This is a genomic window from Nonomuraea roseoviolacea subsp. carminata (assembly GCF_024172185.1).
In the GTDB taxonomy this organism is placed as follows: Bacteria; Actinomycetota; Actinomycetes; order Streptosporangiales; family Streptosporangiaceae; genus Nonomuraea; species Nonomuraea roseoviolacea.
On sequence record NZ_JAMZEC010000001.1, the window covers coordinates 3,140,677 to 3,164,360 of the forward strand.

29 protein-coding genes are annotated in these 23,684 nt (G+C 71.6%); 12 read left to right on the top strand and 17 right to left on the bottom strand.

Going from position 1 to position 23,684, the window contains the following annotated elements:
• Positions 1 to 9: 9 nt before the first annotated feature.
• The 5 genes from HD595_RS14505 to HD595_RS14525 form a co-directional block, all read right to left on the bottom strand.
• Positions 10 to 711, bottom strand: a complete 702-nt coding sequence (locus HD595_RS14505) for an NADH-quinone oxidoreductase subunit C (protein ID WP_308211142.1) — start codon at positions 709 to 711, stop codon at positions 10 to 12.
• A complete protein-coding gene (locus tag HD595_RS14510) occupies positions 708 to 1,259 on the bottom strand; it encodes a NuoB/complex I 20 kDa subunit family protein (protein WP_175591133.1) in 552 nt (183 codons plus the stop codon). The genes HD595_RS14505 and HD595_RS14510 overlap by 4 nt, the downstream gene beginning before the upstream one ends.
• Before the next feature lie 2 nt (positions 1,260 to 1,261).
• Complete coding sequence (locus tag HD595_RS14515; protein ID WP_253769277.1) at positions 1,262 to 1,657, bottom strand: NADH-quinone oxidoreductase subunit A; 396 nt, start codon at positions 1,655 to 1,657, stop codon at positions 1,262 to 1,264.
• Positions 1,658 to 1,733: 76 nt separating this feature from the next.
• Complete coding sequence (locus HD595_RS14520; RefSeq protein ID WP_253769279.1) at positions 1,734 to 2,990, bottom strand: geranylgeranyl reductase family protein; 1,257 nt, start codon at positions 2,988 to 2,990, stop codon at positions 1,734 to 1,736.
• 184 nt (positions 2,991 to 3,174) lie between these two features.
• Positions 3,175 to 3,891 (bottom strand): demethylmenaquinone methyltransferase, encoded by a 717-nt coding sequence (locus tag HD595_RS14525; protein WP_253769282.1) that lies wholly within the window; start codon positions 3,889 to 3,891, stop codon positions 3,175 to 3,177.
• A 77-nt stretch (positions 3,892 to 3,968) separates the two neighbouring features.
• Between HD595_RS14525 and HD595_RS14530 the strand changes: the two genes are divergently transcribed.
• The gene (locus HD595_RS14530; RefSeq protein ID WP_253769284.1) at positions 3,969 to 5,177 is read left to right on the top strand and encodes a hypothetical protein; all 1,209 of its coding nucleotides are present in this window, start codon (positions 3,969 to 3,971) and stop codon (positions 5,175 to 5,177) included.
• On the opposite strand, the gene HD595_RS14535 is transcribed toward HD595_RS14530, so the two are convergent.
• The gene (locus HD595_RS14535; RefSeq protein ID WP_253769287.1) at positions 5,174 to 5,392 is read right to left on the bottom strand and encodes a DUF4229 domain-containing protein; all 219 of its coding nucleotides are present in this window, start codon (positions 5,390 to 5,392) and stop codon (positions 5,174 to 5,176) included. The two genes, HD595_RS14530 and HD595_RS14535, sit on opposite strands and share 4 nt — an antisense overlap.
• Before the next feature lie 255 nt (positions 5,393 to 5,647).
• Between HD595_RS14535 and HD595_RS14540 the strand changes: the two genes are divergently transcribed.
• Positions 5,648 to 5,869, top strand: coding sequence for a BldC family transcriptional regulator (locus HD595_RS14540; RefSeq protein ID WP_026214226.1), 222 nt, complete (start codon positions 5,648 to 5,650; stop codon positions 5,867 to 5,869).
• A 152-nt stretch (positions 5,870 to 6,021) separates the two neighbouring features.
• Here HD595_RS14540 and HD595_RS14545 read toward each other — a convergent pair whose 3' ends face one another.
• Positions 6,022 to 6,366 carry a hypothetical protein gene (locus tag HD595_RS14545; RefSeq protein ID WP_253769290.1) on the bottom strand — a complete coding sequence of 115 codons (345 nt, stop codon included), beginning with the start codon at positions 6,364 to 6,366 and terminating at the stop codon, positions 6,022 to 6,024.
• A 10-nt stretch (positions 6,367 to 6,376) separates the two neighbouring features.
• Positions 6,377 to 7,423, bottom strand: coding sequence for a hypothetical protein (locus HD595_RS14550; RefSeq protein WP_253769293.1), 1,047 nt, complete (start codon positions 7,421 to 7,423; stop codon positions 6,377 to 6,379).
• 172 nt (positions 7,424 to 7,595) lie between these two features.
• Between HD595_RS14550 and HD595_RS14555 the strand changes: the two genes are divergently transcribed.
• Entirely contained in the window at positions 7,596 to 7,898 is a 303-nt protein-coding gene (locus HD595_RS14555) for a PLD nuclease N-terminal domain-containing protein (RefSeq protein ID WP_253769296.1), read from the top strand.
• A 58-nt stretch (positions 7,899 to 7,956) separates the two neighbouring features.
• Here HD595_RS14555 and ccsA read toward each other — a convergent pair whose 3' ends face one another.
• From ccsA to HD595_RS14585, 6 genes are all read right to left on the bottom strand, one after another.
• The gene (gene ccsA / locus HD595_RS14560; RefSeq protein WP_253769298.1) at positions 7,957 to 8,910 is read right to left on the bottom strand and encodes a cytochrome c biogenesis protein CcsA; all 954 of its coding nucleotides are present in this window, start codon (positions 8,908 to 8,910) and stop codon (positions 7,957 to 7,959) included.
• Entirely contained in the window at positions 8,900 to 10,468 is a 1,569-nt protein-coding gene (resB, locus tag HD595_RS14565; protein ID WP_253769301.1) for a cytochrome c biogenesis protein ResB, read from the bottom strand. The genes ccsA and resB overlap by 11 nt, the downstream gene beginning before the upstream one ends.
• Positions 10,468 to 11,190 carry a cytochrome c biogenesis CcdA family protein gene (locus HD595_RS14570; RefSeq protein WP_253769304.1) on the bottom strand — a complete coding sequence of 241 codons (723 nt, stop codon included), beginning with the start codon at positions 11,188 to 11,190 and terminating at the stop codon, positions 10,468 to 10,470. Before HD595_RS14570 ends, resB begins: the two co-directional genes overlap by 1 nt.
• Positions 11,183 to 11,764 carry a TlpA family protein disulfide reductase gene (locus HD595_RS14575; RefSeq protein ID WP_253769306.1) on the bottom strand — a complete coding sequence of 194 codons (582 nt, stop codon included), beginning with the start codon at positions 11,762 to 11,764 and terminating at the stop codon, positions 11,183 to 11,185. Before HD595_RS14575 ends, HD595_RS14570 begins: the two co-directional genes overlap by 8 nt.
• 104 nt (positions 11,765 to 11,868) lie before the next feature.
• Positions 11,869 to 12,510 carry a histidine phosphatase family protein gene (locus tag HD595_RS14580; protein WP_253769309.1) on the bottom strand — a complete coding sequence of 214 codons (642 nt, stop codon included), beginning with the start codon at positions 12,508 to 12,510 and terminating at the stop codon, positions 11,869 to 11,871.
• Positions 12,511 to 12,568: 58 nt separating this feature from the next.
• Positions 12,569 to 13,489, bottom strand: coding sequence for a LysR family transcriptional regulator (locus tag HD595_RS14585; RefSeq protein WP_253769311.1), 921 nt, complete (start codon positions 13,487 to 13,489; stop codon positions 12,569 to 12,571).
• Positions 13,490 to 13,672: 183 nt separating this feature from the next.
• On the opposite strand from HD595_RS14585, the gene HD595_RS14590 reads away from it, so the two are divergent.
• Entirely contained in the window at positions 13,673 to 14,587 is a 915-nt protein-coding gene (locus HD595_RS14590) for an EamA family transporter (protein WP_253769313.1), read from the top strand.
• Between the two features lie 18 nt (positions 14,588 to 14,605).
• On the opposite strand, the gene HD595_RS14595 is transcribed toward HD595_RS14590, so the two are convergent.
• A complete protein-coding gene (locus HD595_RS14595; RefSeq protein ID WP_253769315.1) occupies positions 14,606 to 14,806 on the bottom strand; it encodes a hypothetical protein in 201 nt (66 codons plus the stop codon).
• A 30-nt stretch (positions 14,807 to 14,836) separates the two neighbouring features.
• A complete protein-coding gene (locus HD595_RS14600; protein WP_253769317.1) occupies positions 14,837 to 15,208 on the bottom strand; it encodes a DUF4267 domain-containing protein in 372 nt (123 codons plus the stop codon).
• A gap of 97 nt (positions 15,209 to 15,305) precedes the next feature.
• Between HD595_RS14600 and HD595_RS14605 the strand changes: the two genes are divergently transcribed.
• From HD595_RS14605 to HD595_RS14615, 3 genes are all read left to right on the top strand, one after another.
• On the top strand, positions 15,306 to 15,878 hold the full coding sequence (locus HD595_RS14605) for a TetR/AcrR family transcriptional regulator (RefSeq protein WP_253769319.1): 573 nt from the start codon (positions 15,306 to 15,308) through the stop codon (positions 15,876 to 15,878).
• Between the two features lie 170 nt (positions 15,879 to 16,048).
• The gene (locus tag HD595_RS14610) at positions 16,049 to 16,804 is read left to right on the top strand and encodes a neutral zinc metallopeptidase (protein WP_253769321.1); all 756 of its coding nucleotides are present in this window, start codon (positions 16,049 to 16,051) and stop codon (positions 16,802 to 16,804) included.
• A gap of 4 nt (positions 16,805 to 16,808) precedes the next feature.
• A complete protein-coding gene (locus tag HD595_RS14615) occupies positions 16,809 to 17,348 on the top strand; it encodes a GNAT family N-acetyltransferase (RefSeq protein ID WP_253769323.1) in 540 nt (179 codons plus the stop codon).
• Here HD595_RS14615 and hemL read toward each other — a convergent pair whose 3' ends face one another.
• On the bottom strand, positions 17,349 to 18,638 hold the full coding sequence (hemL, locus tag HD595_RS14620) for a glutamate-1-semialdehyde 2,1-aminomutase (RefSeq protein ID WP_253769324.1): 1,290 nt from the start codon (positions 18,636 to 18,638) through the stop codon (positions 17,349 to 17,351).
• A 129-nt stretch (positions 18,639 to 18,767) separates the two neighbouring features.
• Between hemL and HD595_RS14625 the strand changes: the two genes are divergently transcribed.
• Genes HD595_RS14625 through HD595_RS14645 form a run of 5 tightly spaced genes read left to right on the top strand, consistent with a single transcriptional unit; the run spans position 18,768 to position 23,634 of the window.
• A complete protein-coding gene (locus HD595_RS14625) occupies positions 18,768 to 19,658 on the top strand; it encodes a CPBP family intramembrane glutamic endopeptidase (RefSeq protein ID WP_253769326.1) in 891 nt (296 codons plus the stop codon).
• 48 nt (positions 19,659 to 19,706) lie between these two features.
• Positions 19,707 to 20,057 carry a PadR family transcriptional regulator gene (locus tag HD595_RS14630; protein ID WP_253769328.1) on the top strand — a complete coding sequence of 117 codons (351 nt, stop codon included), beginning with the start codon at positions 19,707 to 19,709 and terminating at the stop codon, positions 20,055 to 20,057.
• Positions 20,054 to 20,938, top strand: coding sequence for a hypothetical protein (locus tag HD595_RS14635; protein ID WP_253769331.1), 885 nt, complete (start codon positions 20,054 to 20,056; stop codon positions 20,936 to 20,938). The genes HD595_RS14630 and HD595_RS14635 overlap by 4 nt, the downstream gene beginning before the upstream one ends.
• 33 nt (positions 20,939 to 20,971) lie before the next feature.
• The gene (locus HD595_RS14640) at positions 20,972 to 21,886 is read left to right on the top strand and encodes a hypothetical protein (protein WP_253769333.1); all 915 of its coding nucleotides are present in this window, start codon (positions 20,972 to 20,974) and stop codon (positions 21,884 to 21,886) included.
• Positions 21,887 to 21,888: 2 nt separating this feature from the next.
• Complete coding sequence (locus HD595_RS14645; RefSeq protein WP_253769335.1) at positions 21,889 to 23,634, top strand: permuted SH3 domain-containing protein; 1,746 nt, start codon at positions 21,889 to 21,891, stop codon at positions 23,632 to 23,634.
• Positions 23,635 to 23,684: the final 50 nt, after the last annotated feature.

Below are 23,684 nucleotides of genomic sequence, written 5' to 3' on the forward strand. Positions count from 1 at the left end.
AGAACTCGCTCACGCGTAGGACCTCCTGTTGTCGGGCGCGGGCACCGTGGCGCCCCGGTACTCGACCGGGATGCCGCCGAGCGGGTAGTCCTTGCGCTGCGGGTGGCCGTCCCAGTCGTCCGGCATCATGATCCGGGTCAGCGCGGGGTGACCGTCGAAGACGATGCCGAAGAAGTCGTACGTCTCGCGCTCGTGCCAGTCGTGGCCCGGGTAGACGCCGACCGTCGACGGGATGTGCGGGTCGGAGTCGGGGCAGCTCACCTCGACGCGGACGCGCCGGTTGTGCGTGATCGAGCACAGGTGGTAGACGGCGTGCAGCTCCTCGCCCGCCAGGTGCGGGTAGTGGACGCCGGACACGCCGAGCGACAGCTCGAAGCGCAGGGCGGGGTCGTCGCGCAGCTTCTGCGCCACCTCAAGGAGGCGCTCGCGCTTGACGTGCAGGGTCAGCTCGCCCCGGTCGACGACGACGCGCTCGATCGCGCCGTCCACGGCGCTCTCCAGCGTGTCGACGAGCTCGTCGAAGTAGCCGCCGTACGGGCGCGGCGTGGAGAGCTGCGGCGCCCGGCGCACGACGAGGCCGCCGTAGCCGGAGGTGTCGCCGGAGTCGGCGGCGCCGAACATGCCGCGGCGCGCGATCGGCGCCTCGGGCGCCTCCGGGGTCGCCGGGACCTCGGCCCCGGGGACCTCGGGGAGGTTGTCTGGGGAGGTCACTTGGCAGCCCCCTGGTCGATCAGCGGAAGCTGGCGTAGGGCCCGCAGTTCGAGCTCGTCGATCTGCTTGGCGCGGTGCGCGCCGAACTTCATGTTCTGGATCTTGTCGTGTAGTTTGACGATCGCGTCGATCAGCATCTCCGGCCGCGGCGGGCAGCCCGGCAGGTAGATGTCCACCGGCACGACGTGGTCGACGCCCTGCACGATCGCGTAGTTGTTGAACATGCCGCCGCTGGAGGCGCACACGCCCATCGCGATGACCCACTTGGGCTCGGCCATCTGGTCGTAGATCTGCCGCAGCACCGGGGCCATCTTCTGCGACACGCGGCCGGCGACGATCATGAGGTCGGCCTGGCGGGGAGACGCCGAAGCGCGCTCCATGCCGAAGCGCGCCAGGTCGTAGTGGGGGCCGCCGGTGGCCATCAGCTCGATGGCGCAGCAGGCGAGGCCGAAGGTGGCCGGCCACACCGAGTTCTTGCGCGCCCACCCCGCGGCCTGCTCGACCGTGCTGAGGATGAATCCGCTCGGGAGTTTCTCTTCAAGTCCCATTTTCAGTCCCAGTCCAGACCCTTGCGCCGCCACACGTACGCGTAGGCGGCGAGCACGGTGACGATGAACAGCAGCATCTCGACCAGCGCGAAGATGCCCATGCCCGAGGCGATCACCCGGCCGTCGTCGCCGCGCAGCGGGGCGAACGACACGGCCCACGGGTAGAGGAAGATGATCTCGATGTCGAACACGATGAAGAGCATCGCGGTGACCATGTACTTGAGCGGGAACCGTCCGCCACCGACCGGCTGGGGCGTCGGCTCGATGCCGCATTCGTAGGCGTCAAGCTTGGCGCGGTTCCAGCGCTTGGGACCGGTGAAGGGAGCGATGGCGACCGAGAAGATCGCGAAGCCCCCCGCGAGAACGGCGAGCACCAGGATGGGCACGTAAAGGTCCATCGCTACGCCTCCTCTGGAGTCGCCGCGCGCGCGGGCGCGCAGCCTGATCTATGGATGTGCCGGGTGTGTGCGGGATTCATGCTGGCGGCGCGACCTTCGAGAGTGCGTTGATGATCTTGTCTGACGCATTGCCCCGCCGGTCGGTGAGATTACCAAGGAGTTTGAGCGCGAAGCGCATCAGCCTCGGGTGAGGCAGACCGTGGCGGGTGCCGAAGCTCATGACGCCGGGTTTGCCGATCGCCTCGACGAACCAGCGGCCGAGGGTGAAGTAGCCGCCGTAGGCGTCCTTCAGCGTCTGCGGGTACGCGCGGAGGGTGCGCTCGCGCTGGGCGGGCGTGGTGTCCTTGCGCAGGGCCCGTTCGATGACCTCGGCCGCGATCTCGCCGGTCTCCATGGCGTACGCGATGCCCTCGCCGTTGAACGGGTTGATCGCCCCGCCGGAGTCGCCGACCAGGACCAGGCCGCGCGTGTAGTGGGGCTGCCGGTTGAAGGCCATCGGGAGCGCGGCGCCGCGGATGGGGGCCGTCATGTTCTCCTCGGTGAAGCCCCACTCGGCGGGCATCGACCGGCACCAGCGCCTGAGCAGGTCGCGGTAGTCGATGTTCTTGAACTGGGCGCTGGTGTTGAGCAGGCCGAGGCCGACGTTGGCGGTGCCGTCGCCGACGCCGAAGACCCAGCCGTAGCCGGGCAGCAGCGTCTCGTCGTCCCAGAGCTCCAGCCAGGTCTCCAGGTAGTCGTCGTCGTGGCGGGGGCTGGTGAAGTAGGTGCGCACGGCCACGCCCATCGGGCGGTCCTCGCGCTTGTGCAGCCCCATGCCGAGGGCCAGGCGGGTGCTGTTGCCGTCGGCGGCCACGACGATCCGCGAGCGGTACGCCTTGCCGTCCTTGGTGGTGACGCCGACCACGTGTCCGCTGCGGTCGTCGAGCACCGGCCCGGTGACGTTGACGCCCTCCATGAGCCGCGCGCCGGCCTTGACGGCGTTGGCGGCCATGATCTGGTCGAAGTCCTGGCGGGTGCGGACCAGGCCGAAGTCGGGGAAGCTCTCCAACTGGGGCCAGTCGAGCTCGAATCGGAGGCCGCCGCCGACGACCCGCAGGCCCTTGTTCCGCACCCAGCCGGGGGCGTCGATGTCGACGCCCATGTTCATCAGCTGCTTGACCGCGCGGGGCGTCAGCCCGTCGCCGCAGACCTTCTCCCGGGGGAAGGTGGTCTTCTCGAGGAGCAGCACGTCGAGCCCGGCCCGGGCGAGGTAAAAGGCGGTGGCGGAACCGGCGGGACCGGCGCCGACGACGATGACGTCGGCGTCAGCCTTAATGGCTGTGGGCACGGTCACTGGACTGTTCCTGTCCTACACGCTCGAAGGCTTCGGGGTGTCTGGTCGCCTTCGTTCCTTTGTGAACCCCTTCACAAACTTGTCGGCCCGCAGTCTAACGCTTTTCCGGTACATAGTGGCAGTCGGGGCCTGCCGCTTTGACCAAACCGTCGCCGAAGCGGTTTTCGGACACCCTGGATGCGCATCAGGCTGGTTTGAACCCCCTGTGCATGGCCACGATGCCGAGGTCCAGGTTGCGCCACGCCACCCGCTCCCAGCCGGCCCCCTGGATCGTGCGGGCCAGGGCCTCCTGGTCCGGCCAGTCCCTGATCGACTCGGCGAGGTAGTCGTAGGAGTCGCCGTTGGACCCGAAGACGCGGGCCACCACGGGGAGCAGCCGCATCAGGTACTGGCGGTAGACCAGGTCGAAGGCCGGCAACGTCACGCGGGAGAACTCCAGGATCACCAGCCGGCCGCCCGGCTTGGTGACCCGCAGCATCTCGCGCAGCGCCTGGGCGGTGTCGTGGACGTTGCGCAGCGCCACCGAGATGGTCACCGCGTCGAAGGAGTCGTCGGCGAAGGGCAGCCGCATCGCGTCGCCCGCGACGAACGGCACGCCCGGCCCGCTCAGCGCGTTGCCGCCGCGCCTGCCCACGCCGGTGCGCAGCATGCCCAGCGAGAAGTCGCAGGCGATCGCGCGGGCCCCCAGCGTGGTGAAGGTGTCGGTCGAGGTGCCCGTGCCGGCCCCGAGGTCGAGGACCAGCTCACCGGGCCCCGCGTCAACGGCATGGGCGACGGCCTTGCGCCACAGGCGCACCTGGCCGAGCGTGAGCACATCGTTGACGAGGTCGTAGCGCCGGGCGGTGCGATCGAACATCGCGGCGACCTCGACCGGCTGCTTGTCCAACTGAGCGCGCGTCATGGCCCAAGCCTATGACCCTCGCGACAATCAACGGAAAGTAAGCGTATGACCACGAAGAGTCTGCTAAAACTTGGCGAATGTTTTCCCGAGTCACACTCGCGGCGCTTCTCGCGACCGCGCCCGTCGCGCACGGGCGGGTGGTGTCGGCCGACCCGGTCGACACGACACCGCACGTCCTCGACGGCATCGTCAACGCGATCGCGCTGGTGGGCGGCGCCGTCGTGGTGGGGGGCTCGTTCAGCGAGGTGTCCGCCGCCGACGGGACCGGCACGGTGGCGCGCGACAACCTGTTCGCCTTCGACCTGGCCACCGGGCGGATCCTGCCCGGCTTCGCGCCGGAGGTGGACGGCCCCGTGTACGCCCTGGCCGCCGGCGACGGCGGCACCGTCTACGCCGGCGGCGACTTCCCCGAGGTCAACGGACAGGCCGTCGGGCCGCTGACGCGGCTCGGACTGGCCGACGGCGCCGTGGTGCCGGGCTTCGCGCCGCGCGTCGCGGGCGGCATGGTCGCCACGCTGGCCCGGCGCGGCTCCCAGCTGTACGCCGGGGGCGACTTCACCGCGCCCCGCACGGCCCTGGCCCGGCTGGACGCCGTCACCGGCGCCGCCGACCCGCGCTTCGCGATCACGCCCGGGGCTCCGCTGGCGCCCCGGGTGAAGGTCAATGCGCTGGCGGCGACCGCCGACCGGCTGGTGGTGGACGGCAGCTTCACCACCCTCGACGGCCGCTCGCGGCCCCAGCTCGGGCTGATCGACGTCGGCGGGTCCACGGCCAAGGTCGCCCCGTGGCGTTCCACCGCGTACGCGCCCGCGTGCATGCGCGCGTTCCCCTCGTACGTGCGGGGGCTGGACGTCTCGCCCGACGGCCGCTGGTTCGTGGTCGTCACGACAGGCGGACCGCGCAGCGGGCGGCTGTGCGACTCGGCCGCGCGCTTCGAGACGTACGCGACGGCGCCGGACGTGCGGCCCACGTGGGTCAACAGCACGGGCGGCGACTCGCTGTACGCGGTGTCGGTCACCGGGGCGGCGGTCTACGTGGGCGGCCACCAGCGCTGGATGGACAACCCGCGGGGTCACGACACGGCGGGGCCGGGGGCGGTGCCCCGCGAGGGGATCGCCGCCATTCATCCCGTCACCGGTAAGGCCCTCAGTTGGAATCCCGGCCGGGAGCGCGGCATCGGGGTGAAGGCCTTTCTGGCCCACCCCGGCGGACTACTGGTTGGTAGCGACACGACGAGACTGGGACGGGAGTACCATGCCCGGATTGGCATGTTCCCCCTGCCCTAGCCGTCGTTCGGCTTCGGCCGGTCGATCTTGTTGGTGAGGCGCGAGCTCATGGCGTCTCGCCACTTGGACAGCACGACATAGCTCACGACTCCGCTGACCAAGAATGAGACGACGATCAGCCAGAAGAGGTTTTGCAGGCCCAGCAGGAACAGCAGGCCCGCGGTCACGAGGAAGAGAACAATCCTCAACAGGGTGTAAACGAGAACGGGACGCACAGGTCGAGGTTACTCGCCGGCCAGTGCGGTCGCTCTTCGCATCCGGCGCGAGCGCTGCTAGTGTGCCCAGTCAGGGAGTTTCGTAAAGAAACACCCACGAGAGCCCCAAAGAGGCTCTATCATATAACAATCGGGCAGTCAGCTGATAACAACCCGTGATCTTTGTCGAAAACCACGGATAAATCAGGCTTCGCTCGACACACTGGTTACCTGTCCGCCCGCTGGCAGGAAGCGGGATGCGAGGGGGAGAGATTGGTGGAGAGTAGCAGCGAGCGTCTGCTGACCCCAGGAGAGGTTGCCGCCCTCTTCCGGGTAGACCCAAAGACGGTTACGCGCTGGGCTGCGGCAGGCCGCATCAGCAGTATCCGCACCCCCGGAGGGCACCGGCGCTTCCGCGAGTCGGAAGTGCACGCCCTTCTCCGAGGCGAGGACGTCCTTACGGCCGACCGGCCGGCAGGCGAGTCCCCGCGCGTCTGACGTTCCGTCTTCGGTGATCCTGCGCGCCAGGATCACCGCGGCGGGACGATCTTCTTGATCACGCACTTCTGGATCAAGCACGGTACGCCCGGGCGCCATCCGCTCACCGTGGCTGGCGCCTGTCCGGGACGGCCCCTCCCCCGACCGCTCGGCTAGGTCTCCTCCTGCTCCACCCCGACCTGCCGCTCCACCCCGGCCCGGCCCGCGACCGGCTGCTCCTCCTGGGACGTCCCCGCCCCCTCCGCCCCCAGCCGCCCCGCCTTCAGTTGCTCGGCCCGGTAGGCCTGGAACTCCCGCTCCAGCTCGTCGTTGCCCGCCTGCCACTTCACGCGCCGCTCGGCCAACTCCTCCTCGGTCAGCGACTCCGGCAGCCAGCGGTCGTAGTCGGGGTCGCCGGGCACCAGGTCCACGTAGGCGTTCGCGATGAGACGCCCGTCTTCGCTGGTGAGGGTCCGCGGTACGCGCAGGGTCCCGTCAGCGAGCCGGATGACGTACATGGCTGATCACCTAGATTCCGTAGCGCCGGTTGAAGAACAGCATGACGTCGAGCGCCATCCGCGTGTCGCCGTTCAGCATGTCGACGAGCGCCGGCCGCTGCCGCGAGGCGATCGCGGCGAAGGCGTCGGCGAAGAACTCCTTGCGGCCCAGGCCGCCCCCCTGCCGGTGGAAGGCCGAGGCCAGCAGCGGCATGGCCTTCTCGTACAGGGCCACGAACTCCGGGGAGTCGGACACCCAGTCACCGTACGTGGAGTCGATGTCGTCGATGGCGTGACCCACCTCGTGCATCATCACGTCCGGCGTGGGCGACGGCCGGTCGCCCACCACGATCTTGCGGTCGCCGTACGCGCCGGCGCAGATGTCCCAGGTGGCCCGGCCCGAGGGCAGCGGGGCCCCGCGCAGGTAGCCCATGTCGTCGAGGTCGGGCACGCCGCCGGGGCCGACGTAGATGCCCTCCAGGCCGTCGGCGAGCAGGTCCTTCAGCCGCTCGGGGAGCCGGGCCAGGCTCTCCACGGCCCGCACCACGTCCGGGGGCGGCGGGCCCAGCCGGGCGTCCCACTGGCGGTGCAGGACCGCCTCCAGCCGTCCGCAGTGCCGCAGCCCGTCGGACAGGGACGGGGCGTCGGGCCGGTTCGGCTGTGCCCGGGGCGGCAGGTCGTCGAGCTCGAAGTCGTACCAGGTGTACTGGGGGCGCTCGACCACGGCCGCCGGCAGCCGCTCGCCCCCCTCCCACCGCCTGCGGAGCTCCCACGGCCGGGCCTGCTCCGCGCGACCTGGCTGCGCCCTGTGCGGCTCCCTGGCGTCCCTGTCACGCTCCGGCCGCGTCTGCCGGTCCCGCTCCAGCCGGGAGCGTAAGGATCGGCTCTCCGCCTCGCGTGCGGACTCGCGCGGAACCTTCGGTTCGGCGTGCTCGGCGGGGCGGCGCGAAGGGCCGCCGTAGGCCCAGAACGAGCGGTCGGCGTCGGGGGGCGCCTCGCTGCGCCGGGAGAAGAGGTACGAACCACGCCGCCACCAACGACCCCGCCGATGGCGGCCCTTGTCGTTAGAAAAGGCCATCGCACCTCTCCACGCCATGGCGCCCGCGCAGACCACCGGACGGCCGGAAGGGCGCCGCCCGGCGAGGGGCTCCGCTGAATCTGTTCCACGGTACGACGCGGATCATCGCGAGTCACCCGAAATGGTGCATGTGACCGACACGATCACGTCGCGGATGGCTTACAGTTCGGGCATGGCAGGTGTCGTAATCGGCCTGGCGCTGCTGGCCTTCTGGCTCTACTCGCTGTTCGACCTCATCACCACACCCGAGGAGGAGGTCCGAAACGTCCCCAAGACCCTCTGGCTGCTGATCGTCGTGCTGGTGCCCTTCGCGGGCGGGCTGTTCTGGATGCTGCTCGGCCGCCCCCAGGGCGCGCGCACGATCGAGCGGGCCCCCCGCCGGCCCGACATGCACCACGCCCCGATCCCCAAGGGGCCCGACGACGACCCCGAGTTCCTGCGCGAGCTCGACCGCCGCATGCGCGGCGACGACTGACCCGACCCACCCCCGCGGACGGTGCCCCCTCCCCGTCCGCGCCGAGCGCCGGCGCCCGTCAGTTCACGTCGGCGTAGCTGTGCAGGCCGCTGATGAAGATGTTCACCCCGATGAGGTTGAACAGCAGGCAGCCGAACGCGATGAGCTGCACGATCGTCGCCGCGCGGCCCCGCCAGCCCGCCGTCACCCGCGCGTGCAGGTAGGCGGCGTAGGCCACCCAGGTGATGAACGCCCAGACCTCCTTGGGGTCCCAGCCCCAGTAGCGCCCCCACGCCTTGTCCGCCCAGAGCGCGCCCGCGATGACGGCGAACGTCCACACCGGGAACGACAGGACGATCGCCCGGTGCGCCACCCGCTCCAGGTCGGCCCGCGACGGCAGCCGCGACAGGCCGTCGCCGCGCACCAGGTAGAGGATGCCCGCGACACCGGCCAGGATGAACAGGCCGCTGGCCAGGATCGCCGCGGTGACGTGGATGGCCACCCAGTACGAGTTGAGCGCCGGCACCACCGGGCCGGCGGCCGTGTACAGCACCTTGACCGCGAAACCGAGCCCCAGGGTCGCGGCGACCATGACGAACGGGCCGAGGAAGCGCACGTTCTGTCGTACCTGCATGACGAGGAACGCGGTCACCGCGGCGAAGCAGATCGCCACCACGAACTCGTACATGTTGCCCCAGGGCCACCGGTCCACGGCCAGACCCCGGGTGACGATGGCGGCCAGGTTGGCCGCCCAGCCCAGCCAGCCGAGCACGAGCGCGGCGACGCCGGCCTTGGGCGCCCAGCTCGGCGGCTCCACCCCCTCCTCGGCGTCCGGCCGCGCGCCGTCGGCCGCCTCGGCGCCGCCGGCCGCGCCGCCGACGGCGACCGGCACCCTGCCGCGCCTGGCCGCCCCGTCGGAGCGCGCCCGGCCGAAGGCCAGCTCCAGCGCGAAGCCGACCATGGAGAAGAGGTAGAGCAGCACCGCGGCGACGACGAAGAGGTCGCTCACCTCGGCCAGTCGGTCAGCGGGCATCCCTGTCTCCAGCTGTTAGAACCTGCACGATGTCGTCGAACTCCTCGGCGAAGCCCGCGGCCGACCCCTCGGTGCGGGTCAGGCCGCCCACCTCGACCGTGCCCGACCCCCCGCCGCCGATCCGCACCCACACGCGGCGGCGGCGGATCATCAGCGACAGCGCGATCGAGACCGTCGCGATCCCCGCGAAGATCAACGCCGGCATCCGGCCCGGGTCGTAGGCGATCTGGAGCGTGACCCACTCCTTGACGCCGGTGAACTCCAGTCTGCCCGCGCCGTCCGGCAGGTCGAGCGACTTGCCCACGGCCAGCGGCCGCGGCACGGCGGTGCCCATCACCAGCGGCTTGAGCTTCTTCATGAGGTCGGGCGGCGCCAGCTCGTACACCGACTGCGGCCGGCCGGAGCGCACGCCGAAGTCGCCGGTGAACGCGGCCAGGACCTGCACCTCGGGCTGCAGCTCGCCGGGGAAGGCGGAGGCGTAGGTGCCGTCGGTCAGCGGCACGCTCGTCGGCAGGAAGCGCAGCAGGAAGCCGAGCTGCGAGGGGCGGGCGTCGGGCGCCTTGACCACGCAGCCCGAGGTCAGCGTGGGCTTGTGCTCGACGAGGCACGGCACCGGCCCCTCGAAGGCCACCTGCCCCTGGCCGTCGGTGACCCTGAAGACCGGCGCGTAGCCGTGGCCGATGAGGTAGGTCTGCGTGCCGTCGATCTCCAGCGGCTCGTTGACCTTCAGCTCGTAGTCGCGGGCGGGCGCCGTCGGCGTGTCGTTGACGCGCAGATAGGCGGAGTAGTCGAGCTCCTGACCGCGCTTGTCGCCCTGGACCTGGTAGGTGGCCTTGAAGTCCTTCAGCTCGAACGAGAACGGCTCCAGCGACTCGGCCGACACCTCGCGGCCGGGGATGAACCGGTCGTAGTTGGCGACCGTGTTGGCGAAGCCGTCGCCCTCGACGACGAGCACGTTGCCCCGGTAGCCGAACAGCGAGCCGATGCCGACCGCCACCAGCAGGCCGAGCAGCGAGACGTGGAAGAGCAGGTTGCCCGTCTCCCGCAGGTAGCCCTTCTCGGCGGCCACCCACCCGTCGCCGGTGTCGACGCGGAAGCGGCGGGCGCGCAGCCGCCGGGCGGCCTCCTCGACCGTCAGGTCGGCGGTGAGGGCGGCGTGGTGGGGCAGGCGCGACAGGTTGCGCGGGGCCGCGGGCGGGCGGCGGCGCAGCTCCCGCAGGTAGGTGGCGGTGCGCGGGAGGACGCAGCCGATCAGCGAGGTGAACAGCAGCAGGTAGATCGCCGCGAACCAGACCGAGGTGAAGACGTCGAAGAGCTGGAAGCGGTCGTACCACTCGGCCAGCGTGGGGTTGTCCTGGAAGAGCCGCGCCACCTTGTCCGGCTCGACGCCGCGCTGCGGCACCAGCGACCCGGGCACCGAGGCCAGCGCGAACAGGAACAGCAGGATGAGCGCCGTCTTCATCGAGGTGAGCGTGCGCCAGAACCAGCGCACCCAGCCGAGCACGCCGAAACCGGCGGGCTGCGGCGCCCGCTCCTTCTCCATCTCCTTGACGGCCATCAGATCACCGGCCTGAACCCGCCGACGAGGCCCTGCATGCTTGCGATCATCTCTCCCCACAGGCCGGTCACGAGCAGGAGCCCGACGGCCACCATCATGCCGCCGCCGATCCGGGTGATCAGCCGGCTGTGCCGGCGGACGGCGCGGAACGTGCGCAGCGCCTTGCTGTAGGCCAGGGCGGCGGCCACGAACGGCACCCCGAGCCCCAGCGCGTACGCCACGGCCAGCAGGGCGCCCCGCGAGGCGCTGCCCTCGTTGAGCCCCAGCGCCATCACCACGGCCAGCGTCGGCCCGATGCACGGCGTCCAGCCCAGCCCGAAGACCACCCCGAGCAGCGGCGCGCCGGCCAGCCCGGCGGCCGGCAGCCGGTGGATGCGCACGTCGCGCATGAGCCCGGGCAGCACGCCGAGGAAGGCCAGCCCGAGCAGGATCGTCAGCACGCCGATCACCCGGGTGATGACGTCGGCCTGGTACATCAGCACCGAGCCGAGCGAGCCGAACAGCACTCCGCCGGCGACGAACACCAGCGCGAACCCGGCCACGAACAGCGCCGTGCCCAGCACCAGCCGCCCCCGCCTCGGGTCGGCGCTCATGCCGGTCACGTACGACAGGTAGCCCGGCACCAGCGGCAGCACGCACGGCGACAGGAACGACACGAGCCCCGCGAGAACGGCGATCGGCACGGCCAGCAGCAGCGAGCCGGAGGCGACGACGTCATTCATCGCGCACCTTGGTCACGGTGTCCATGAGGTCCTGGTAGCGGACCGCGCCGAGCGCGCGAGCGGCGATGCGGCCCTGCTCGTCGATGACCAGCGTGGACGGGATCGCGGCGGGCGGCACCGTGCCCTGGAAGGCCAGCGCCACCTTGCCGGGCTGGTCGAAGATGCTCGGGTAGCCGGTCTGCTCGGTGCGCTCGAACGCCTGCGCGTCGGCCTTGCGGTCCTTGAAGTCGACGCCGACGAACTCGACGCCGCCCTTGGTCTTGGCGGCGACGTCCTTGAGCACGGGCGCCTCGGCGCGGCACGGCCCGCACCACGAGGCCCAGAAGTTGAGCACCACGACCTTGCCCTTGTGGGCGGCGAGGGAGGCGGTGCCGCCGTCGAGGGTCTCGCCCTCGATCGCGGGGGCCGGCTTGCGGTCGGCCGCGGCGAACACCTGCATCGTGCCGTCGCCCGCGACGAAGCGCGTGTCGCCCGCCTGGGGCTGCCCGCTCTGGTTGCCGGCGCAGCCCGAGACGAGGACGGCCACGAGGGCGAGTGAGCCGACGGAGCCGAGGGAGACGGGCTTCGCGCGCACGGGGAAGATCTCCTTGTACTACAACCGGTAGAGCTTGCAACTCTACCGGCGGGACCGGGCGCCCAGGACTCTGGGGGCGTCGCGGCGAGATCGGGACGGCGGGATCAGGCGCCCGGGAGGGTGGGCCCCTTGACGAGCGAGCCCGCCGGCTCGCTGTAGCCGACGCTGACCAGCCGGTTCCCCTCGAAGGTGAACGTGGTGAGGCTGGCCAGCGCGCACTGTCTGCGCCGCGGGTCGTGCCAGAGCCTGCGCCGTCCCTCGGCCGCCATGCGGATCGCCCAGATGGGGAGCTGATGGCTGACCAGGACCGTCTCGTGCCCGCGCGCCGCGTCGCGGGCCTCCTCCACGATCGAGCGCATGCGCGCGATGATCACGGGGTACGGCTCGCCCCAGGACGGGCGCATGGGGTTCCAGAAGTAGCGGTAGTTGCGCGGGTTGCGGAAGATCGACAGCCCCTGCCCGACCATGCGGCCTTCGAGCAGGTTGGCGGCCTCGATCAGCCGGTCGTCGGTGGTGACGTCGAGGCCCAGCGTCTGCGCCAGGGGGGCCACGGTCTCCTGGGCGCGCTCCAGGGGGGAGGCGTAGAGGGCGACGATGTCACGGGAGGCCACCGCCTTGGCGACGGTCTCGGCCATCAGCCGGCCGGTCTCGGACAGGTGGTATCCGGGCAGGCGGCCGTAGAGGATGCCGTTGGGGTTGTGCACCTCGCCGTGACGCATCAGGTGGACGACGGTGGTTTCAGCCATGATGCGCCACAGCCTATCCGTTCCCTCCCTGACGTCCTCATGAGACCTGGACGGCCTTTCAGACGGTGGCCCAGGCGTTCTCGTGGGCGCGGCTGGCCTGGGTCAGCGCCTCGACGGCGGCCCTGATGGCGGGCCGGCGGGCCGCGTCCGTGCGCCAGACGGCGTAGATCCGCCGTGACTGCCGGGGCCGCAGCGGCACGACGCTGGCCCCCTCGGGCACGCGGTCCCGGCCCAGCCTGGGGATGATGGCGCAGCCGAGCCCGGCGGCGACGAGCGCCATCTGCGTCGGGTACTCGTCGGCCATGCAGGAGATCTCCGGCTCCAGGTCGGCGTTGCGCAGCGTGAAGACGAGCCAGTCGTGGCAGACCGTGCCCGGCGCGGAGCTGATCCACTGCTCGCCGCTCAGCGCGGCCAGCTCGACCTCCTTGCTCGCCGCGAACGGGTGGCCGCTGGGCACCACCACGTCGGCGATGTCGTCGAGCAGCGTCGCCCTGGACAGGCCCTCGGGCATGGCCATGGGGCGGTTCATCCAGTCCTGGATGATGCCGAGGTCCAGCTCGCCGCGGGCCACCTCGCGCACCACGCGCTCGGGCTCGCGCTCGTTCAGCAGGACGTGGAGGTCGGGGTGGCGCTCGCGCAGCCCGCTGAGCGCGGCCGGCATGAGCCCGCGGGCGGCGGTCGGGAAGGCGCCCAGGTGGAGCCGGCCGACCACCGCGCCGCGCAGCGCCTCGAAGTCGGCCTCGGCGGTCTCCACCAGGGCGAGGATGCGCTCGGCGTGCTCGGCCAGCAGGCCGGCGGCGTCGGTGAGCCGCACGCCGCGGCCGTTGCGCTCCATGAGGCGGGCGCCGGTCTCGCGTTCGAGCTTGGCGATCTGCTGGGACACCGCGGACGGGGTGACCATCAGCGCGTCGGCCGCCGCGCCGACCGAGCCGTAGACATGGACGGCGTGAAGGGCCTTGAGCCGGTTCAGGTCCAACATGTAAGCCAGCCTAAAGGGTTTAGCGTAGAAAGTCTCGCTTGTCCTCGAATCTGTAGCGTTGGAAAATATATGCATGCGAATCCTTAAGACGAAGCAGCAGTCCGCCCCCTCGTTCTCCTACCTCAAGGTCCTGGCCGAGCAGGCCCGCGAGTCCCGCGTCCGCTACCGCAAGCCGCGCTCTGCGTGACCTCCCGCCAGCTGACACCCCGCCATCTGGCGCTGGCCGTCGGCCTCGCGGCCGTCTGGGGTGTCAACTTCGTCGTGATGCAGGTCGGCCTGCGTCACTTCCCGCCGCTGCTGTACGCGGGACTCAGGTTCGCTCTCGCCGGATTCCCCGCCCTGCTCCTCGTGGGGCGGCCCCAGGTGGCGTGGCGCTGGGTCGCCGGCGTGGCGGCGGCGATCGGAGTCGGGCAGTTCGGCCTGCTGCTCATGGGCATGCGGGCCGGGATGCCCGCCGGGCTCACCTCTTTGGTCCTGCAGGCCCAGGTGGTGTTCACCGTGGTCTTCGCGGTGCTCCTGCTGGGCGAGCGGCTCACCGCGCGGCGCGTCGGCGGCCTGTCCGTCGCCTTCGCCGGCCTCGCGCTGGTCGCCTTCGACTTCGGCCTGTCGGGGCCCGTCGGCGCGTTCGCCCTGTGCGTGGCCGCCGCCGCGGCCTGGGGCCTCGGCAACGTCCTGCAGCGCCGGGCGGCTCCGCCCGACTCGCTGCGGTTCATGGTCTGGGTGAGCGCCCTGTCGGCGCCGCCGCTCATCCTGCTGTCGCTCCTCGTGGAGGGCGCGCCCCGGCTGGCCGTCCCGGCCGAGGGGTGGCTGTCGCTGGCGTACGTCGCCTTCGTCTCCACGCTGGGCGGGTTCGGCGTGTGGGGCTGGCTGCTGCGCCGCTACGACGCCTCGACCGTCGCGCCGTACACGCTGCTGGTGCCCGTCTTCGGGCTGTCGTCCGCGGCCCTGCTGACCGGCGAGCCGCTGTCGTGGGTCAAGGTCGCGGCCGGGGCGCTGATCGTGGCGGGCGTCCTGTACGCGGGCGGCCGTCCGCGGGCCCGTTCCCGTTCCCGCGTCGCCGAGCCCGCGCGGGCCACCTCCGCCGCGCCGCGCCCCTGACCTCATCCGGGCCCGCTCTCATGCCTTGCGGGCGCGGTCCCACGCCTCGCTGGTCCTGAAGGAGGTGTCGTAGAGCTCCTGGACGTCGAGCAGGCTCTCGGGTGGCACCTTGCCGTACGCGATGCGCTCCAGGTGGCGGAAGTACTCGAACCTGGTGACGTCGGCCTCGGCGGAACGGACGATGACGGACTCGGTGAAGCGCGGGGCGATGAGGGACATCCCGCGGAACCTTTCCGACGTGCCGGGGGCTCACACCAGGAAGAGCAGGGTGGCGCTGACGAGGAGGACCACGGCGGTGGCGAAGTGGACGCCGAAGGCGGTCGCCTTGGCGCCGCCGTTGCGCAGGACGATGACGGTGTCCGCGAACGGCATGATCGCGGCCACGAGCATGTACCACGCCTCGGCCTGGGCCCCGACGAAGAACAGCAGGGCCAGGCCCATGACGCCGTAGGTCGCGTCGCGCCAGCCCTTGATCGTCAGGTAGGCGGCGTCGCCGCCGTCCTTGGCCGGGACGCCGTAGCCGGCCGCGGCGGCACGGGGCTGCGTGAGGAAGCGGTAGCCGATGAAGAGGATGAGCAGGTCGAGCGCGATGGCGAGCCCGTAGGCGATGGGGGAAAGCATGGCGATCTCCGTTTCAAGATTCTGCTAGCACCGCTAGGAACAAGAACGACGCTATCAGAGCGTGGACAGAAACGCTAGCGGTGCTAGAGTCGAGAGCATGTCGATTCAGGCGCGCCGAGAGCGCGAACGTGCGGAACGTGAGCGGCTGATCATCGAGGCGGCCCGCGAGCTGGCCGAGAGCGAGGGCTGGGAGGCGGTGACGACCCGTCGCCTGGCCGAGCGCGTGGAGTACAGCCAGCCGGTCCTCTACAGCCACTTCAAGGGCAAGGACGCCATCATGGCGGCGGTCGCGGTCGAGGGCTGCGCCGACCTGGCCGCCGAACTGCGCGCCGGCCGCCTCAAGGCGGACGGCCCTGAGGAGGCCCTGGCCGCCATCGCCGACGCGTACTCGTCGTTCGCGGAGCGGCGGCCGGCGCTGTACGACGCCATCTTCAGCCAGCGCGTGGACCTGCCGTTCGCGACCCCGGAGGCGCCCGCCCCCCTGCAGGCCGCCTTCGGCGAGCTGCTGGAAGCCGTGCGCCCCTTCGCGGGCGACGACGACCTGGGCCTGCTGACGGAGACGCTGTGGAGCGGCCTGCACGGGCTGGTGACGCTCATGCGGGACGGCAGGCTCCCGCCCGAGGGCCACTGCGGCCGCGTCGCCATCCTGCTGGACCGCTTCGCCCACTGAGTCCAAGGGGGTGCGGCCGGCGGCGGCGCACCCCCTTGGGGGCGGCCTTTAAGTCGCTTTTTATGGGGTTAGATCACTATTCATTAGCTGATGGGCGCAGCGTGGATATTGTCGGCGTCCAAGGTCATTTTGTGGCTAGGATGCCGCTCATGCGGTTAACCCCCCTTGTTGTGGCATGCACGCTTTTCTCCCTGCTGCTCTCCGGCACGGCCCAGGCGTCCGCCTACCCCATCAGAGAGCCCGACCTCACCAAGAACAAGCTGTACGGCACCGGCGCGCTCGAACCGGGCGAGTGCCACGAGCGGGACCTGCGCGCCAACGACGTCCCCTCGGCCAAGCGCTACCTCACCGCGGTCCTGAACTGCCTCAACACCTCGTGGGGAGCCCATTTCAAGCGGGCCGGCATGCCGTTCAGCAAGTCGGGGATCGGCTTCATCACCAAGCCGCGGCGGTACTGCGGCAACAAGTGGGGCAAGTACACCGCCGCGGCATACTGCGACAAGGAGCGGCGCTTCCTCGTCCTTCTCGACAAGGACACCCTCTCCGACCCTGAGGGCGTGTCCCTCATGCAGCTCGCCGCGCACGAATACGGGCACCATATTCAGAACATCACCGGTATGGCGCGGGCGTTCGACTACTACCCGTACAAGGGCAAGAAAGAGCTCAACGAGCAGGTCCGGCGAAACGAGCTCCAGGCGGAGTGCCTGAGCGGCGTCTTCGTCGGGAGCGTCTGGGAGTCCCTCGGCCGCGATGAGGCCGACTGGGACGACCTCGTGGACGCGACCCGGGAGAGCGGCGACGAGTGGACCGAGGCCAACGACCACGGCAAGGGCCGCAACATGGCCTCCTGGCTCGACAAGGGGTTCCGCGCCGTCGCGCCGAAGGCGTGCAACACCTGGGTGGCCCCGAGCTCCAAGGTCTCCTGACCCGATGATCACCTGGCGCCGGGTCGAGGAGCGGGACTTCCCCCTGCTGGGCCGGTGGCTGGCCCGGCCGCACGTGGCCCGCTGGTGGAACCACGAGACGTCGCCCGAGGCGGTGGCGCGCGACTTCGGCCCCGCCGTCAGAGGTGAGGAGCCGTCGGAGGACCTGCTCGTCCTGCTCGACGGCCGGCCGCTGGGGCTGGTGCAGCGGTGCCGGCTGGCCGACTACCCGCAGTACGTGACCGAGCTGTCGGGTGTCGTCGAGCTGCCTGCCGGGGCGATGAGCATCGACTACCTGATCGGCGAGCCCGAGCTGACGGGACGCGGGCTCGGGCCCGAGATGATCCGCGCCGTCGTCGAGGCGACCTGGGCGGACCATCCCGAGGCCACCGCCGTCGTGGTGCCGGTGGTCGCGGCCAACCGGGCGTCCTGGCGGGCGCTGGAGAAGGCCGGGCTGCGCCGGGTGGGCGAGGGCGAGCTGGAGCCGGACAACCCGGTGGACGACCCCGCTCACTACGTGTACCGGATCGACCGCCCGCCCGCGTAGTCAGCGGGTCGCGGCGGCGGCCTTGGCGGCGATGGGCAGCGCCTCGCTCACCCGGCCCAGGGCCTCCTCGTCGTGCGCCGCCGACAGGAACCACGCCTCGTACGCCGACGGCGGCAGGTAGACGCCCTGGTCGAGCATGGCGTGGAAGAACGCCCGGTAGGCGGAGACGTCCTGGGTGCGGGCCCGGTCGAAGTCCGTCACGTCGGCGTCGGTGAAGAAGATCGAGAACAGGTTGCCCGCCCGCTGGAGCCGGTGCGGCACGCCCTCGGCGGCCAGCGCCTCCGAGGCGGCCCGGCCCAGCTCCAGCGCCGCCGCGTCCACCTTGGCGTAGACGGCGTCGTCCAGGAGCCGCAGCGTGGTCAGGCCCGCCGCGACGGCCAGCGGGTTGCCCGACAGCGTGCCCGCCTGGTAGACGGGCCCCTCGGGCGCGAGATGGGCCATGACCTCGGCCCGGCCGCCGAACGCCGCGGCGGGCAGTCCGCCGCCCATGACCTTGCCGAACGTCATCAGGTCGGCCTCGACCGGGTCGAGCCCGTACCAGCCGGCGGCCGAGACGCGGAAGCCGGTGAGGACCTCGTCGAGGATGAGCAGGGCGCCGTTGGCGGTGCACAGCTCGCGCAGCCGCGCGTTGAAGCCGTCGCGCGGCGGCACGACGCCCATGTTGGCCGGGCACGCCTCGGTGATGACGCAGGCGATCTCGGCCGCCGCGAACGCCGCCTCCACCGCCTCGACGTCGTTGTACGGCAGGACGATCGTGTCGGCGGCCGACGCCCCGGTGACGCCCGGCGTGTCCGGCAGCCCGAACGTCACCACCCCCGAGCCGGCCGAGGCGAGCAGCGCGTCGACGTGGCCGTGGTAGCAGCCCGCGAACTTGATGATCTTGGAGCGGCCGGTGAAGCCGCGGGCCAGGCGCACCGCGCTCATCGTCGCCTCGGTGCCGGAGCTGACCAGGCGGACCCGCTCGACCGGGCCGACCCGGCCGACGATCTCCTCGGCCAGCTCGACCTCGCCCTCGGTGGCCGTGCCGTACCCGAAGCCGCGCGCGACCGCCTCGGAGACCGCCTCGACGACGGCCGGGTGGCGGTGGCCGAGGATCATCGGCCCCCAGGAGCACACGAGGTCGACGTAGCGGTTGCCGTCGACGTCCGTGATGTAGGGGCCCTCGCCCGACGCCATGAAACGCGGGGTGCCGCCGACCGCGCCGAACGCGCGGACCGGCGAGTTGACGCCTCCCGGCACGAGGGCGCGGGCGCGGTTGAACAGGTCCTCGGACTTCTGTGTACGGCTCACGCGCTCCAGGTTAGCCGCGGAGGGGCGCGGTCCCTCGGTAGGCCCGCCCCCTCGTACCCCGAAATATGTAGACATGATCGGCCGGTAAGAGGAGGACACCCGTCACGCGCGTCCGCGACGATCGGCACCGTGACCACGTCCGCGTCCCGACCCACGTCCACCCGCCCGTCCATCCGCCCGTCCGCCGGCCTGTTCACCGGCGTGGCCCTGACGGCGTTCGCCGCGGCGTACGCCGGGCTGATCCTGACCGGCCACGCCGGCGTGACCGCCTCCGCCGACCCCGGCGCGTCGCAACTCTCCCTGTGGGGCGCCGCGCTGCCGCCGCTCGCCGCGATGGCGCTGGCCCGCCTGGTGCCGCCGAGGAGGGAGCCGCCGGCGCCGCTGGCCGGGCTGCCCAGGGAACGGCTGCTCAAGGAGGCGTGGGCGCTCGTGGCCGCGGCGGTGCTGTTCGCGTGCGCGGCGCCGATCGCGCGCGGCGGTTATGAGCTGCTGTATCCGCCGGTGAAGGTCCTGCTGCTGCTCGTCCTCCCGCTGGTCGCCTTCCGGGTGTTCCGCGGTGACGGCCCGAAGGCCAGGGCGATCCCCGCGCCGGTCACCTGGCTCGCGCCGCTGCCCGCGGTCGTCGCGTGGTTCCTGCTGGCGCAGGTGAGCCCGCTCGCCCCGCCCCTGAGCCAGGACCTGCCCGACCCGGTCACCCTCGCCGTGGCCTCGCTCGTCACGCTGCTCACCGCGAGCGTGCTGGAGGAGGTCTTCTACCGGGGCTGGCTGCAGACCCGGCTGGAGGAGCTGTACGGCCGGTGGCCGGCCGTCATGGCGTCGTCGCTGCTGTTCGCGTTCCTGCACACCAGCCACATCTCCGCCGCGGCCCCCCTGCTCGGCGTGGCGAGCATCGTGGCCTTCCAGGGCGTGTTCGGGCTCATGCAGGGCTACCTGTGGGCGCGCTACCGCAACATCTGGGCGGTCATCCTGATCCACACGCTGTCCAACCTGGTGTACGTGCCGATGCTGCTGGGCCGCTGACCGCCCGCGGCGTTGCCGACGCTCCGTTGAACGGACTAACGTCCCCTCATGCCCAGAGGAACCTCGGAAGTCAGCGAGCCGATGTACTTCGTGCTCGCCGCCCTGCGCGGCGGCCCGCTGCACGGACACGCGATCAGCAAGTCGGTCAAGGAGCTCTCCGGGGGCCGGGTCCAGCCCTCGGTCGGCACCCTGTACGGCATCCTGGAACGCCTCAACGAGCGGGGCGTGATCACGGTGGACCGCGAGGAGACGGTCAACGGCCGCAACCGGCGCTACTTCAGGATCACCGACGAGGGCCAGGCGCTCGTGCACGCCGAGGCGAGGCGCATGCAGGAGGCCGCCTCGCTCGTGCTGCGGCCGTCCGGTGCGCCGTTCGCACTGCGGCCGTCCGGCGCATGACGGCGCTGGAGCGGCGCTACCGCAGGCTGCTGCTCGCCTATCCCCGGAAGTACCGCGCGGCGCACGGCGACGAGCTGCTCGACGTCCTGCTGGAGTCGGCCGCCCCCGGCCGCTCGGTCCCCGAGCCGCGGGAGGTGTGGGGCCTGCTCCTGGGCGGCGTCCGCAGCCGGATCATCGATCAGGCGCGGGGCAGCGCGTGGGTGGACGGGCTCCACCTCGGCGTCACGGCCGCGGCCGTGGCGAACCTGGCCGCGCTGCTGCCGTACGCGGGGTCGCTGCCCCTGTGGACGGCGCTGTCGGCGCTGGCGCTGCTGGCGATCTCACGCGGGTGGGTGCGTACGGCGATCCCGCTCACCGGCGTCGTCGCGGCCAAGGCGGTCGCGCTCGCGGGCGGCTGGCAGGTGTTCGACCTCACCCTGCTCCCGGTGCCGCCGTCATCGCTGGCCCGGCAGATGTTGTTCCAGTTCGGGAGCCCGTTGACTGTGGCGGCCGGGTACGCGCTCGCGCTGGCGGGCCTGCTGGTGCTCGCCCGGCGCCGCCGGCCCCTACGGGTCCGGTCCTGGTGGTGGTGGGCCGCGGTCGTGGCCGTGGCCTGGTCGGGGCCGCCGTGGATGCCCCAGGACACCGTGTACCCGCTCAGCCTGAGCAGGGTGGCCGTGGAGGTCGTGGTCTTCGGGCTGGCCGTGACGGGCGCCTACCTGGCGCGGGATCTGCGCTGGGCGCTGGCCTCGGGCCTCTACCTGCTCGTCGCCTCGGCGGAGCTGATCCTGCACGCGGGCGAGCTGACCAGGCAGCACCTGGCGTACTGGGGGCTGCTGGTCCTGCTGACCCTGGCCTGCGCCTTCGCACCGTACCGGCAGCGGAGGCACTGCCTGGATTGACCATACTCCGTTGAACGGAGTATGGTCTCCGCCATGCTCAAACGATCACGTCTGGCTTCCGCCGTGCTCGGCCTGGCCGTGGCAGGAGCCCTCGGTGGCTGCGGGGGCGCCGCCGAGGAGGCTTCGGCCCCGTCGGCCGCGGCGAGCACGCCCGCCGCCGCCGACAGGAAGCAGCGGCTCGAATCGGTCAAGGCCGACTGCATGAAGCAGAAGGGCTTCACGTACGTCCCGTTCGTGGCCCCGCCGATGAAGCAGACCGAGGAGACGCGCAAGATCGCCTCCGGCGACTACCAGGCGATGCGGAAGGACCGCGAGAAGAACGGGTTCGGCGTCTACGCCGAGTACGTCTACCCCGACGAATTCGACACCCCGATGGCCAAGCCGGACGCCGCCCACACCGACCCCAACTACAAGATCCAGTCACAGCTCTCCCCTGCCCAGTTGGATGCCTACCAGAAGGCGTCCGACGCCTGCGAGGTCGCGGGGGCCAAGCAGGTCCTCGGCCTGACCCTCAAGTCCGGCATGGACTACTTCGAGCAGCACAACGCGGCCCGGGAGAAGGCCCTCACCGATGAGCTCGACAGCGACCCGCGGCTCGTGGAGCTGGCCGGCGCCATGGCCACCTGCCTGAAGGGCAAGGGCTACGCCGTGGCCGACACCGCGCCGTCGGCCATGGCCGAACAGGGCCGTAACTCGTTCCTGGAGCAGCAGGACAGGCAGGGCCGGAAGCAGCGCACGGACGTGCCGGACTCGGAGCCCAAGGCGAAGAAGGGTGAGATCCCGCACTACGTCATGCCGCAGCTCACCCCCGAGGAGGCCAAGCCCTACCTCGACAAGGAGATCAAGGCCGCGCTCGACGACCTGGAGTGCGGCAAGGACTTCTACGCCGCCTACACGCCCCGAGAGACCGCGATCAACCAGCAGGTCAACGACCGCTTCCCCATGTGACCATGCGATCCCCTCGCAAGCTCCTCACCGGCGTCGTCGCCGGTGTCGTGCTCATCGCCGCCCTGGGCTGGGCGGTGAGCACCCGGCTGCGCTCCCCCGCCGACGAGGCGGCCCGGCGCGCCGCCCCCAGGCCCTCCCTCGTCACCGCCGCCGTCGAGCGCCGCAAGCTCGTCAGCACCGTCGTGGTCAGCGGCACGCTGGAGTACGGCTCGCCGCTGCCGATCAGCCTGGCCGGCGTGGTCGGCGGCACGTCCGAGCAGCAGCGGGTCACCCGGGCGCCCCGTAAGGGGCGGTTGACCGAGGGCGCGGTGCTGATGGAGGTCAACGGCCGCCCGGTGTTCGCGCTGCGCGGGTCCGTGCCCATGCACCGCACGATGGCGCCCGGCACGAAGGGGGACGACATCGAGCAGTTGCAGCGGGCGCTGCGCCGGCTCGGGCACCGGGTCCCGGTCTCGGGCGTCTTCGACCGGGCCACGATCGCCGCCGTCACCAGGCTGTACGAGAAGAAGGGCTACGAGGCCCAGCAGCCGACGCTGACCGACCGGCAGACGTACGACACGCTGCGCAAGGCCGTGCAGACGGCCCAGGAGACCCTGGCCACCGAGAAGAAGACCCTCGACCAGGGACGGGACGTGCTCCCCCTGAAGGTCAGGCTCACCAACGCGAGGGCCGAGCTCAGGACGGCGCAAACCGCCCTGGAGGAGGCCGAGACACGGGAGCTGACACCGGAGGACGACGCCAGGCTCGCCGCCGCCGACGCGGCCGAGCGGGCGGCCGAGGAGAAGCTGCTCGAAGCGGAGCAGGCGCTCGACGCCGCCACGACCCGGCCCACCGCCGCCCCCGAGGCCACCCCGTCGGCCTCCACGACGCCCGCGCCCGTCCCCACGCCCCAGCAGAGCACCGACACGAGCCTGCTGGAGATGAGGGTCGCCAACGCCCGCGCCGACCTGGCGGCGGCCCGCGAGACCCGCGAGCGCGCCCTCGACGAGGCCCGGGACGGGCGAACGACGCGGCTCAGGGAGCTGCGCAAGGCCGTGCGCGTCGCACGGGAGGCGGTCGTCACGGCCGAGCAGGCGCTGCGCCAGGCCAGGCAGCTCTCGCCGACCCGGCTCAAGGTGGCGAACGCCGGCAAGGACCTCGCCGCGGCCCGGGCCATGCTGGCCGAGTACGCGCGCTCCTACGGCGTCACCGTGCCGCCCGGCGAGGTGGTGTTCCTGCCGAAGCTGCCCGCCCGGGTCCGCAAGACCGCGGTCAAGGCCGGGCAGACGGTCCAGGACGAGGTCGCCACGGTGACCGGCTCGACCTTCATGGTGACGGGATCCGTCGAGACCGCCGAGGCGGAGCTGCTGCGCGAGGGCATGCGGGCGACCATCGAGCTCGACACGGGCAGGACGTACCCGGCGACGCTCACCGCGTTCGGCGAGAAGGCCAGGCTGCCGGGCAAGGTGGCGCCGCCGGCGGGATCGCAGCCGATCGTCGTCACGCCGGGCACCTCGAAGGGCCTCAGGTCCCTCGCCGGCGCCGCGGTGACGGCCAGGGTGACGGTGGGGGCGACCGACGACCCGGTGCTCGTCGTGCCGGTGGCCGCCGTGGTCACCTCCGCCGACGGCAAGGCCCGGGTGCGCGTCGAGTACGCCGCCGACCGGACGAAGGACGTGGAGGTGCGCACGGGCCTGACCGCCGACGGCAACGTCGAGGTCACCGGCGGGCTCAAGGAGGGCGACCGGGTGGTGGTCGGCGTTGCCTGACGAGCTCCTCACGCGGTCCGGCGCCGCCGGTGACACCGGCCAGGAGGCCG